A 12115-nucleotide genomic window follows, 5' to 3' on the forward strand; every position below is an offset into this window, starting at 1 on the left:
CCCCTCGACCCATTGCATGGGCATCGAGGGGCTTCGTCGTATCGGGCGGACGTGGCGGCTATTCGGCCTTCGCCGCGGCGACCTGCGGGGTGCCGGCGGCGTCCGCGCCCTCCAGCTTGGAGTGGCGGCGGCTGTAGCCGAAGTAGACGGCCAGGCCGATGACCAGCCAGATCGCGAACCGCACCCAGGTCTCCCAGTTCAGGCCGGCGATGAACACCAGGCAGAAGATGATGGACAGCGCCGGCACGACCGGCACGCCCGGTGCCCTGAAGCCGCGGTGCGCGTCCGGGGCGGTCTTGCGCATCCACAGCACGCCGGCGGAGACGATGATGAACGCGGACAGCGTGCCGATGTTCACCAGCTCGAACAGGATGTTGATGTTGATGAAGCCGCCGGCGATCGCGGTGAGGATGCCGAAGAACCATGTGCCCTTGAACGGGGTGCGGTGCTTCGGATGCACCTCGCTGAAGAACTTCGGGAACAGGCCGTCGCGGCCCATCGCGTAGCAGATGCGCGACTGGCCGTACAGCTGCACGAGCATGACCGTGGTCATGCCGACGAGCGCGCCGATGTTCACGATCACGGCCAGCCAGTTCATGCCGGTGTACAGGATCACGCCGGCGACCGGGGCGTCGATGAACTTCGCGAACTCCTGGTAGGGCACGATGCCGGTCATCACCAGCGTCATGATGATGTAGATCACCGTCGAGACGGCGAGTGACAGGAGGATGCCTCGCGGCAGCGTCTTGTTCGGCTCGATGGTCTCCTCGGCGGAGGAGGACACGGCGTCGAAGCCGATGAAGCTGAAGAACACGATCGACGCGGCCGGCAGGATGCCGTACGGCTGGGTGGAGCCGGGCTGGAACGTGTAGATGCCGTACGGGGAGAACGGCTGCCAGTTGGACGGCTTGACGTACCACACGGCGCAGATGATGAACAGCGCGATGATCGCGAGCTTGATCATCACCATGATGTCGTTGGTCTTCTTCGTCTGGTTGATGCCGATGGACAGCACCCAGGTGATGAGCAGCACGACGACGAAACCGGGCAGGTTGAAGTAGGTGGTCACGCCCGGCGTGGTGCCGTAGGCGGCCGTCAGCTCGACCGGCAGGCTCAGGCCGAACCCTTCGAGCAGCTTGTTGAAGTAGCCGGCCCATCCGGCGGACACGGTGGCCGCCTGCAGGGCGTATTCGAGGATCAGATTCCAGCCGATCACGAACGCGATGAGTTCGCCGAACGCCAGATACGCGTACGAATACGCGGATCCGGACACGGGGGCCATCGACGCGAACTCGGCGTAGCACAGGCCGGCGAAGCCGCAGCAGATCGCGGCCAGCAGGAACGACACGGACAGGGCCGGGCCCGCGGTGAGAGCGCCCTTGCCGGTCAGGACGAAGATGCCGGTGCCGATGATCGCGCCGATGCCGAGCATCGTCAGATCGAAGGTGCGCATCGTGCGCTTGAGCGGGGTGGAATCGGCGACAAGCTGATCCACCGTTTTCTTACGGAACAGATTCATGGTCTTCTCTCATGAACACGTGGAATGGGCTTGGCCGGACGGAATTCCGGGACCCCGGCACGCCTCAACGCCGGGAGTCTTGAATACGGTCGATTGTTGCCCCCGAACGTTACGGGCGGGAAAACGGCAAACAAACCGTGAAAAGCGAGTGTACATGGACTGCCGGAAAACCGGCGCGGCGCGTCTCATGAAGCGATGCCGGACGTGGACGCCGGCGACGCGGCGCCGCCACGCCCGGCCGCAATGTGGTCGCATGCCATGGACACGTCACCACGCCGCGCGACAATGGGGCGTCATGAGTATGAACGCAGCTCCCGAAATCGAATTCAGCTCTCCGGAGGGCAAGGCCAACTATGCGGCCGCCCGACGTCGCTACCCCGCGCAGGCCATCGTCGACCTCAAGGCATTGCGCGACAACATGGCGCATCTGGTGGACGTGGTCGGCGGCCCGCACTCCGGCACCGCCGTGATGGGCGTCGTCAAGGCCGACGCCTACGGCCACGGCCTGCTGCCCGCCGCGCTCGCCGCGCTCGCCGGCGGCGCGACCTGGCTCGGCACCGCCCAGTCGCACGAGGCGCTGCTGCTGAGGAAGCTCGGCATCGGCCCCGACCGCTGCCACATCCTCACGTGGGTCTACAACGGCGCCGAAGTCCCGTTCGACGAGCTCATCGCCAACGACATCGACGTGTCCGTCGGCTCGCTGCCCGGCATCGACGCGGTGGCCGCCGCCGCCCGCAGGCTCGGCAGGACGGCGCGCGTGCACGTGAAGGTGGACTCCGGCTTCGGCCGCAACGGCTTCACGCCGGAGGGCTTCGACGCGGCGCTCGCCAAGCTCGTCCCGCTCGCCAAGGAGGGCGTGCTGCACATCGTCGGCCAGTGGAGCCACCTCGCCGTGGCCGATTCGCCGGACGTGCCCGAGTTCGTCGCCTCCACCGACCGTCAGATCGAGAACTTCAAGGCGTTCACCGCCCGCATGGAGGCCGCCGGCATCGCCCCCGAGATCCGCCATCTCGCGAACACGGCGGCCACGCTGTCCCGCCCGGAGATCCACTTCGAGCTCACCCGTCCGGGCATCGGCCTGTACGGCTACGAGCCGGATCCGGCGATGGGCACGCCGTCCAGCTACGCGCTGAAGCCGGCGATGCGCCTACAGGCGCAGCTCGGCACCGTCAAGGACGTGGAGGCCGGCCACGGCATCTCCTATGGCCGCACCTACCTCACCCCCGACGACACGTCCACCGCGATCGTGCCGCTCGGCTACGCGGACGGCATCCACCGTTCCGCCTCCGGATTCGACATGCAGGGCGCCAAGCATGTGGAGAAGGCGGGCGGCCCGGTGCGCGTGATGACCGCCGAAGGCCCGAAGCTGTACCGCGTCTCCGGCCGCGTGTGCATGGACCAGTTCATCCTCGACCTGCACGGTTCGGCCGCCGCGCTCGGCGTGCACGAGGGCGACACGGTCGAACTGTTCGGACCGGGCCGCGGCGAGGAGTTCGCCGAACCGACCGCCGACGACTGGGCCCGCGCCGCCGACACCATCAGCTATGAGATCTTCACCTGCCTGCGCAACCGCATCCCGCGCCTGTACGAGCATGCCGCCGAGGTGCTGCCCGAGGCCGATCTCGCCAAGCTCGATCCGGCCTCGCTGCTGTAGCGGCCCGCGCCGACGCCGCGCATCGACAGGGTCTTCCCCCTTTGCCAAGGGGGAAGACCCTTTTTCTTTCCGTCTTTCCCCCTATATGGGGGTGTATGTGTGAAACCCATGTTGTGTATGGAATCCATAGTGATAACGAGGGTATAAGCGCTTCCTGTAGGGGTGTTAAGGGGGTGTTCGCGACGGGGGAAATGTCGATACCATGCGACGGAGAAGGGGCGTCGTCCGCGGCGTGTCGCGATGCGGAGCCGGTTTCCGGTAGATGTATACCGGCCGGTCGCATTGCGGGGTATCAATGATGGTATTGCGATGCCGTCGGTGCCGTGACCGCCGCCGCACGCCAACCGGACACGTCGAAAGGAGGCCGCCATGGGAGCCGGTGGATTCACCAACGAGGAGATCGCGTATCTGCGTTCGCTTCCCGCCGTCGCGCGCGTATCGAACGGACGGATCCGCTACTCCGAGGCGTTCCGTCGCGAGTGCATGCGCCGGTACCGCGCCGGCGAATCCCCCGTGCGCATCTTCCGCGACGCCGGATTGGACGCCTCCCTGATCGGATACAAGCGCATCGAACGGTGCATCGCGCGTTGGCGCACCATGCCGGACGCCCCCGAGACCTCCGGAACCACGGGAATCGCCGGAGCCGCCGGAAGCCCGGACGCGGACGCGGCGTCCGGCGGCGCGGCGGACGGCAGGCTCCCGAAGCCGTTCACGCCGGAACTCAACGTGCGCGCCGGCAAACGGGACCTGCGCGACCTGCTCATCTCCCAACAGGTGATGCTCATCGAACACCTCGAATCCGAGGTCGAACGGCTTCGCGCGGAAATCGGCGAACGGTCCGGAAAGTAGCGGACGGCCGCTGCTAGGCTTGGGGCCAAGGGGGAGATGCGCCATGGAACCCAGCCACCACGATGACCTGCCGACGGGCCGCGCCGAACGCGTGCCGAAAGGCGAGGGCTACACCGCGTCCGACGAGGAGCGGTGGGCTCCCGAGCCGCCCAAATCGAAGTCGCGCACCGCGTTCGAACGCGACCGCGCGCGGCTCATCCACTCGTCAGCGCTACGTCGGCTCGGCGCGAAAAGCCAGATCCTCGTCGCCGGCACCGACGACTTCGCGCGCACGCGCCTCACCCACACGCTCGAAGTCGCCCAGATCGGGCGCCAGATCGGCAAACTCCTCGGCTGCGACCCCGACGTGGTCGACTGCGCCTGCCTCTCCCACGACCTCGGCCACCCGCCGTTCGGCCACAACGGCGAGGCGGCGCTCGCCCGCATCGCCCGGGGCATCGGCGGATTCGAAGGCAACGCGCAGACGCTGCGCCTCCTCACCCGGCTCGAACCCAAGGTATTCCACCCGGACGGCCGCTCCGCCGGCGTGAACCTCACCCGCGCCTCGCTCGACGCCGCCGTCAAATACCCGTGGACGCTCGCCGAGGCGGCGAAGCACCCCAAAGGCGAACGCAGCGCCAAATACTGCGTCTACCCGGACGACGAACCCGTGTTCCGCTGGCTCAAACAGGGACTCGCCGACCCGACCGCACGGCCCATGGAATGCCGGATCATGGACCTCGCCGACGACATCGCCTATTCGGTGCACGACGTGGAGGACGCCATCGCCACCGGCGCGTTCAACCCGATCGCGCTCTCCGACGCGCGCGTGATCGACGCCGTCGTGGAGCAGACGCGTGCATGGTACGGGCCGCAATGGGACCCGGACCGTCTCGTCGAGGCGTTCGCGCGCCTGAAACGGCTCGACATGTTCCCCGATCATTTCAACGGATCGCGATTGGCCCTGGCCCAGCTCAAGAACATCACCTCCGACCTGATCGGCCGGTTCGCGTGGAGCGTCGAGGAGGCGACGCGCGACACCTACGGCCCGGGGCCGCTCACCCGGTATTCGGCGCGGCCCATCATCCCCGAGGAGACCTCGTACGAGATCGTCGCGTTGAAGGGCATCGCCGTGCATTTCGTCATGGTGCCCGGGGAGAGGGAGCCGATGCACGAGGAGGAGCGGCGCATCGTCGAAGACCTCGTCGACGTGCTCATGGCCGATTCGCCCCGCCCCAGCGACATCCTCGAAAGCCAGTTCCTCGACGACTGGGAGACCGCCGCCAACGACGGTGAGCGCCTGCGCGTCGCCGTCGACCAGGTCGCCTCGCTCACCGACTCCTCGGCGCTCGCGCTCCACTCGATCCTGTTCTGAACGATGTCGCCGGCGACGCGCGGCGAACCGGACGGACGGCGGACACGCGCCGACGACGGAAACCGGCATACCCGCACCGGTGCCGCGGCGAGGCGGTAGGGTAGTGTGTCATGGCCGGAATGATCAAGAAGGAAGACATCGAGAAGGTGCGCGCCGCCGCGGACCTCTACGACATCGTATCCGCATCCGTGTCGCTCAAGCCCTCGGGCACCGGCACGTTCGTCGGCCTATGCCCGTTCCACGACGAGAAGACCGGCAGCTTCAACGTGCGTCCCGCCCTCGGCGTCTGGCACTGCTTCGGCTGCGGGCTCGGCGGCGACGTGTTCAAATTCGTCGAACAGCAGGAGAACATCGACTTCCGCGAGGCCGTCGAACTGCTGGCCGACAAATACCATATCGAACTGCACTACGAGAGCACGGGCGCCGGCAGGCCGGATGGGCATTCCGGCTCGAAGCGCGCGCGACTGCTGGAGGCCAACGAGGAGGCGCAGCGGTTCTTCACCAGCCAGATCATGAGCAAGGAGGCGCTCGCCGCCAGGAAGCTGCTCGGAGGCCGCACGTTCAGCCAGGCCGATTGCGAGCGGTTCGGCTGCGGGTACGCGCCCCAGGGGTGGGACAATCTCGTCCGTCATCTCGCGTCCAAGGGGTTCACGCAGCAGGAGATGCTTGACGCCGGTCTCGCGCGTCAGGGGCAGCGTGGCGTCTACGACTACTTCCGCGGCCGCGTCACCTGGCCGATCCGCGATTCGACAGGGCGCACGCTCGGTTTCGGCGCGCGCAAGCTGTACGACGACGACCAGATCGCCGCGAAGTACATCAACACGCCGGACACGCAGCTCTACCGCAAGAACCAGGTGCTGTACGGCATCGATTTGGCGAAGAAGGCAATCGTGAAGAAGCGCCAGGTCGTGATCGTCGAGGGGTACACGGACGTGATGGCCATGCATCTGGCGGGCATCGACACGGCCATCGCCACCTGCGGCACCGCGTTCGGCACGGAGCACGCGAAGATCGTGCGTCGCCTCATCGCCGACGATTCGCTCGGCGCCGTCCAGCTCACCGGACCGTTGAAGGTCGAAGGCGAGAAGCTGAGTTCGCGCGTCGTGTTCACGTTCGACGGCGACGCCGCCGGGCAGAAGGCGGCGCTGCATGCGTTCGGCCTCGACGCGGCGTTCCTCTCGCAGACGTTCGTCGCCGTGGCCGACGACAACCTCGACCCGTGCGATCTGCGCATCGAACGCGGCGACGAGGCGGTCCGCTCGCTCATCGAGCACGCCGTGCCCCTCTACGATTTCGTGATCGACGCGGCGATCGGCCGTTTCGACACCCAGTACGCGACCGGACAGGTCGGGGCGGCCAAGGCCGCGGCCCCGCTGATCGCGCAGATCCGCGACCGGTCGCAGCTCGACTGGTACACGCGTCGCGCCACGCGCCGCATCGGCATCGACCTCGACATCATGCGGGACGAAGTGAGGCAGGCGCGTCGACGGCTGCACGTGCGCGACGAGGACGCGTACGCGCCGCGCCGCCGGTTCAACGGCGGCGGCGCGTTCGACCGCGGTCCGCGCGGCCGTGACGACGATCCGTACGCCGATCCCGCGAAACGTCGTGAGCTCGAGCATCGCGACGCGACCGAGCAGACGTACTTCCGCATCGACGACGCCGTGTTCATCGCCGAACAGCAGTTCATGGCGCTGCTCATCCAGGTGCCGCGCGCCGTGAGCCCCAACGGGTTCGCGGAGCTGACGCTCGCGAATTTCATGACGCCCGTGTTCCGCACGCTGTTCCAGGCGGTCGCCGCTGCCGGCGGCCTCCCCTCCGCGGACACGCCTCAGGGGCTGTGGATGCACAATCTCACCAAGGCGGGCGGCCCGATGCTCGAATCGACGATCAACGAGCTGGCCGTCATGCCGCTGCCGCTGTCCGGTGGGGAGCGTGCGGCGGGCGACGCCTCCGGCGCGGGCGTCTCCGACCCGGCCGGTGCCATGCCGGACGCGCGTCTCAGGACGCCCACGAAGGCCGAGAGCCGCTACGCCTCCGAACTGCTCGCCAAACTGCTCGACATCGGCTACATGCGGCGCATCGGCGCGGCCCGGCGCAGGATGGCCATGATGCCGGACGGCGCGGAGAAGATCGCCCTGCTGGGCGAGATCACGCGGATGGAGACCCATCGCAAGGACATCCAGTCGCAGGTCTACGGCAACGACATCGGGTGAGCCTCGCGGGGCTTTCGCGATTGGACTGGTCGGGAATCCGCGGATTGGCCCCATCCAAATTGGACTGGTTTGGACTGGTCGCGCCGCCGGCGTCCGATAATGGTCGGCGACCGGTGCCGTGCCGTCCGCCAACGGACGCGCCCGGCTCCGCATTGCATCGTACGAACCAGAAGGGATCATCATGACGCAGAACCGTGCCGAACTCAACCGCAACCTCGCCCAGATGCTCAAGGGCGGCGTGATCATGGACGTGACCACGCCCGAACAGGCGAAGATCGCCCAGGACGCCGGCGCCTGCGCGGTCATGGCGCTCGAGCGCATCCCGGCCGACATCCGCGCGGCCGGCGGCGTCTCCCGCATGTCCGACCCGGCCATGATCAAGGGCATCCAGGAGGCCGTGTCCATCCCGGTCATGGCGAAGGTCCGCATCGGCCACATCGCCGAGGCGCGCATCCTGCAGGCCATCGACATCGACTACATCGACGAGTCCGAGGTGCTTTCCCCGGCCGACGACGTCTACCACATCGACAAGAACCAGTTCGACGTGCCGTTCGTGTGCGGCGCGAAGAACCTCGGCGAGGCGCTGCGCCGCATCGCCGAAGGCGCGGCCATGATCCGCACCAAGGGCGAGCCGGGCACCGGCGACGTGATCCAGGCCGTGCGCCACATGCGCACGATGAACAAGCAGATCCACGAGCTCGTCTCCCTGCGCGACGACGAGGTGTACGAGGCGGCCAAGCAGCTCGCCGTGCCCTACGACCTCGCCAAGTACGTGCACGACAACGGCCGTCTGCCCGTCGTCAACTTCGCCGCCGGCGGCGTCGCCACCCCGGCCGACGCGGCCCTGATGATGGAGCTCGGCGCCGAGGGCGTGTTCGTCGGCTCCGGCATCTTCAAGTCCGGCGACCCGGCCAAGCGCGCCGCCGCCATCGTCAAGGCGACCGCCAACTGGCAGGACGCCGATCTGCTCGCCAAGCTCTCCGAGAACCTCGGCGAGGCCATGGTCGGCATCAACGAGGACGAGATCCAGACCATCATGGCCGCCCGAGGCGAGTGAGACCCGGAGGCGATTGACATGGTCGTAGCGGTCGAATACATCTCCAAGGAGGAGTCCGACGGCGTCGAATCCGGGCAGGACCGGCACGGCGTGACCGGCATCCTCGCCGTGCAGGGCGCGTTCGCGGAACACGCCGCCGTGCTCGACAGGCTCGGCGCGCCGTGGAAGCTGCTGCGCGCCGCCGAGGATTTCGACGACTCCATCGACCGGGTGATCCTGCCCGGCGGCGAATCCACCACGCAAGGCAAGCTCCTGCACTCCACCGGACTGTTCGAGCCGATCGCCGAGCACATCAAGGCCGGCAAGCCCGTGTTCGGCACCTGCGCCGGCATGATCCTGCTCGCGAAGAGGCTCGACAACGACGAGCACGTGTACTTCGGCGCGCTCGACGCCGTTGTGCGCCGCAACGCGTACGGCCGCCAGCTGGGCAGCTTCGCCGCCACCGCCGACTTCGGCGAGCCCGGGGACGCCGACTACATCGAGGATTTCCCGCTCGTGTTCATCCGCGGGCCGTACGTCGTCTCCGTCGGCGGGTCGGCGCGCGTCGAAACCGAGGTCGACGGGCATCCGGTGGCGCTACGGCAGGGCAACATCCTCGCCACCGCGTTCCATCCGGAGCTCACCGACGACACGCGCCTGCACGAGCTGTTCCTCGCCCTGTAACGCTCCCCCATACTCCCCATGGCTGCTTCCCATAGCGCGGAACCCGCCCCGCAACCGCTCCCATGGTGCGGTATGAAGATGATGTGAAACGGCTATTTTCCGCCGTTTTGCATCGCCGCACCATGGGAGTTTTACCGCACCATGGGATGATTGTCGGGATGGGTTGCGGGATGATCGTCGAGAGAGGCGTCCCGATGGCGGATGCGGATGCGGAGCGGGAAAGGAGGACGGGCATGCAGCTGGAACTCGACCGGCATACGAACGTGCCGATGTACCGGCAGCTGGCCGCGCAACTGCGCGAACGCATCGTCTCCGGCGAACTCGCCGAAGGCTACCGGCTTCCGCCCGAGCGTGAGCTCGCCGCCAGACTCGGCGTCAACCGCACCACCGTGCTGCAGGCCTACCAGCAGCTGAAGGACGAAGGCCTCATCGCCTCCAAAGTGGGCAAAGGCACGTTCGTGACGCCCGTCGCCGATGCCGCACCGGTCCGGCCCGCGAACCATGAAAGGGATTCGCGGGCCGGTCGGGAACGGGAGCCCTCGCCGGCCGGCGGCATCGTGCACACCATACGGGATCGACACCCGGACTCGGAGACGGAACCGTCCGTCGTGCCGCCTCCATGGTCGGTGCTGTTCAGCGACTATTCCAACCGGTTCACCTATCACGACATCGCATCGGCCGATCGGGCCCAACGCGGCGGCACCGTCATCGATTTCGCCACCGGTTCGCCGAACCCCGGCGACATCCCCGACGACCTGCTGCGCGCGGTGAGCGTCGAGGCGTTCTCCTCGCACGAGTTCGACGGCCGGCCCGAATCGCCCATCGAAGGGTTCGCGGAACTACGCGCACTGCTCGCCGACCACATGCGTTCGCGCGGCGTGCGGTGCGACGAACGCAACGTGATGGTGCTGTCGGGTTCGGAGCAGGGCATCGACCTGTGCGTGCGCGCGTTCCTCGATCCGGGCGATTGCGTGCTCGTCGAACAATCCACGCTGTTCTCCGCATTGCAGGCGTTCCGTTCGGTGGGGGCCCGCGTCGTCGGCGTGCCGATGGATGGGCTGGGCATGCGTACCGATCTGCTGGAAGGCTACTGCGCGAGGTTCCATCCCAAATTCATCTATACGATCCCCACGGCGCACAATCCCACTGGCGTCACGATGCCGACCGCGCGCCGGCGCGAGCTCATCGCCGCGGCCAGACGCCACCAGTGCCTCATCATCGAGGACGACGCCTACGGCGATCTATGGTACGGGCCCATGCGGCAGCAGACGGGGGAAGGCGGGCGCGACGAAGGCGATGCCATGGCGGTCCGGCCCACGCCGGTGGCGGGCATGGAGAACGCCGGATATGTGATCTACCTGTCCACGTTCTCGAAGACCGTCACATCCGGACTGCGCACCGGCTGGATCGTGGCCGACCCGCATGTGATCGGCAGGGTCGCGGCCCTGAGACGAATGGTCGACCAGCATACGAGCACGTCCTCGCAGCGCATCTGCATGGAACTGCTCAGGGAGGGGCGCATCGGCGCGCATGTGGACACGCTCACCAAGGCGTACCGCGATCGCCGCGACCGGACGATCGCCGCGCTGGAACGATATGCGCCCGACGGCATGCGATGGACCGTGCCGGAAGGCGGCTACTACGTGTGGGTGACGTTGCCGCGGGGAGCGCGCGCGTTGGCGCTGTTGGAGCGATGCCGGGCCGAAGGCGTCACCTTCATGCCGGGCGGCGTCTTCGACGTCGACGAGACGGACGACTCCCACATCCGTCTCAACGTCGTGCGCCCCGCAGCGCGTGATCTCGACAAGGGGATCCGCATCATCTGCGAGGCGCTCGAATGAATCCGGACGAATGAATCCGGACGATCGGCTCAGGCGATCTGGGCGAGCAGGGCGGGAAGCTCGGCCATCGAATCGATGACCGCGTCAGCGCCGGCGGCGACGAACGCGTCACGCGCCTTGGCGCGGGCCGCGCGCTTGCCGGCCTCGTCCAGCGCCTCGAACTCCGCCTGGCTCAGCGCCATCTGCGAGCTGCCCTCGGTCACGCCGATCGTGAACACGCCCGCGTTCTTGCCTTCGCGGATGTCGGAGAGCGTGTCGCCCACCTTCGCGGCGCGGCGCACGTCGGTCACGTGCAGCGCCTCCAGGTTGCGGAAGATCATGTACGGGTAGGGGCGGCCGTAGCCGTCCGTGCCGTCCGGGCTGATCCAGAAGTCCGGATCGTAGCCGTTCTCCTTGGCCTTCGGCACGACGATCTCCATCATCTTGTCCGTGTAGCCGGTGGTCGAGCCGATCTTGAGACCCGCCTCGCGCAGGGCGGCGACCGCCTCCGTCACGCCCGGCTTCGGGTCGGCGAAGCCGTCGAGGATCGACAGCAGCTTCGGCTCGAAGTGCGCGTACACGGCATCCGTGTCCGCGTCGGTCGGGGCGGCGCCGTGCCGCTCCTCCCAGGCGCGGGCGATGCGGTCCATGTGCAGCATCGTGTCGATGTGGTCGTGCTTGAGCATGCCCATCGGCTTGCGGGTCTCGGCCATCGTCGGCTCGACGCCGAACTCCTTGAACGCCTCCTGGAACGCCTTGACGGGGGCGAAGCAGCCATAGTCCACGGTCGTGCCGGCCCAGTCGAAGATCACGGCTTCGAAACGGTTGGTCATCATTGTCCTTTCAGTGACTCATAACGGTTGTATGCGGCCCCCTCCGTCTGAACTGCGCCCCGATTGCTGGACGTGGTTTATTAAGGGTACCTGATCAGGCTGTGGGGGACATGTTCCGGAATTCCTCCGGGGTGTGTCCCCCGAGTCGTT

At 67.4% G+C, this 12115-nt stretch carries 9 protein-coding genes; 7 read left to right on the forward strand and 2 right to left on the reverse strand.

Features of this window, described 5'->3' with window-relative positions:
- Window positions 1–58: 58 nt before the first annotated feature.
- Window positions 59–1519, reverse strand: a complete 1461-nt coding sequence (locus tag AC1AYX_RS10040) for an amino acid permease (protein WP_476503347.1) — start codon at window positions 1517–1519, stop codon at window positions 59–61.
- Window positions 1520–1814: 295 nt separating this feature from the next.
- On the opposite strand from AC1AYX_RS10040, the gene alr reads away from it, so the two are divergent.
- The 7 genes from alr (at window position 1815) to AC1AYX_RS10075 (ending at window position 11153) form a co-directional block, all read left to right on the forward strand.
- Complete coding sequence (alr, locus tag AC1AYX_RS10045; protein WP_476503348.1) at window positions 1815–3173, forward strand: alanine racemase; 1359 nt, start codon at window positions 1815–1817, stop codon at window positions 3171–3173.
- Window positions 3174–3542: 369 nt separating this feature from the next.
- Window positions 3543–4022: an HTH domain-containing protein gene (locus AC1AYX_RS10050; RefSeq protein WP_476503349.1), complete on the forward strand. Its 480-nt coding sequence runs from the start codon at window positions 3543–3545 to the stop codon at window positions 4020–4022.
- Window positions 4023–4065: 43 nt separating this feature from the next.
- Entirely contained in the window at window positions 4066–5376 is a 1311-nt protein-coding gene (locus tag AC1AYX_RS10055) for a deoxyguanosinetriphosphate triphosphohydrolase (protein WP_476503350.1), read from the forward strand.
- A gap of 110 nt (window positions 5377–5486) precedes the next feature.
- Entirely contained in the window at window positions 5487–7592 is a 2106-nt protein-coding gene (gene dnaG / locus AC1AYX_RS10060; protein ID WP_476503351.1) for a DNA primase, read from the forward strand.
- A gap of 181 nt (window positions 7593–7773) precedes the next feature.
- A complete protein-coding gene (pdxS, locus tag AC1AYX_RS10065; RefSeq protein ID WP_034526836.1) occupies window positions 7774–8649 on the forward strand; it encodes a pyridoxal 5'-phosphate synthase lyase subunit PdxS in 876 nt (291 codons plus the stop codon).
- Between the two features lie 18 nt (window positions 8650–8667).
- On the forward strand, window positions 8668–9312 hold the full coding sequence (gene pdxT / locus AC1AYX_RS10070) for a pyridoxal 5'-phosphate synthase glutaminase subunit PdxT (protein WP_476503352.1): 645 nt from the start codon (window positions 8668–8670) through the stop codon (window positions 9310–9312).
- Between the two features lie 233 nt (window positions 9313–9545).
- The gene (locus AC1AYX_RS10075; protein ID WP_476503353.1) at window positions 9546–11153 is read left to right on the forward strand and encodes an aminotransferase-like domain-containing protein; all 1608 of its coding nucleotides are present in this window, start codon (window positions 9546–9548) and stop codon (window positions 11151–11153) included.
- 29 nt (window positions 11154–11182) lie between these two features.
- Here the strand turns inward: AC1AYX_RS10075 and phnX are convergent, their stop codons facing one another.
- Complete coding sequence (phnX, locus tag AC1AYX_RS10080; protein ID WP_476503354.1) at window positions 11183–11968, reverse strand: phosphonoacetaldehyde hydrolase; 786 nt, start codon at window positions 11966–11968, stop codon at window positions 11183–11185.
- Window positions 11969–12115: the final 147 nt, after the last annotated feature.

The organism is Bifidobacterium sp. LH_419, assembly GCF_056356955.1.

Coding starts and splice junctions, on each gene's coding strand:
- AC1AYX_RS10040 (WP_476503347.1), bottom strand. CDS start 1,519: ATGAATCTGTTCCGTAAGAAAACGGTGGATCAGCTTGTCGCCGATTCC.
- AC1AYX_RS10050 (WP_476503349.1), top strand. CDS start 3,543: ATGGGAGCCGGTGGATTCACCAACGAGGAGATCGCGTATCTGCGTTCG.
- AC1AYX_RS10055 (WP_476503350.1), top strand. CDS start 4,066: ATGGAACCCAGCCACCACGATGACCTGCCGACGGGCCGCGCCGAACGC.
- pdxT (WP_476503352.1), top strand. CDS start 8,668: ATGGTCGTAGCGGTCGAATACATCTCCAAGGAGGAGTCCGACGGCGTC.
- phnX (WP_476503354.1), bottom strand. CDS start 11,968: ATGATGACCAACCGTTTCGAAGCCGTGATCTTCGACTGGGCCGGCACG.
- dnaG (WP_476503351.1), top strand. CDS start 5,487: ATGGCCGGAATGATCAAGAAGGAAGACATCGAGAAGGTGCGCGCCGCC.
- alr (WP_476503348.1), top strand. CDS start 1,815: ATGAGTATGAACGCAGCTCCCGAAATCGAATTCAGCTCTCCGGAGGGC.
- pdxS (WP_034526836.1), top strand. CDS start 7,774: ATGACGCAGAACCGTGCCGAACTCAACCGCAACCTCGCCCAGATGCTC.
- AC1AYX_RS10075 (WP_476503353.1), top strand. CDS start 9,546: ATGCAGCTGGAACTCGACCGGCATACGAACGTGCCGATGTACCGGCAG.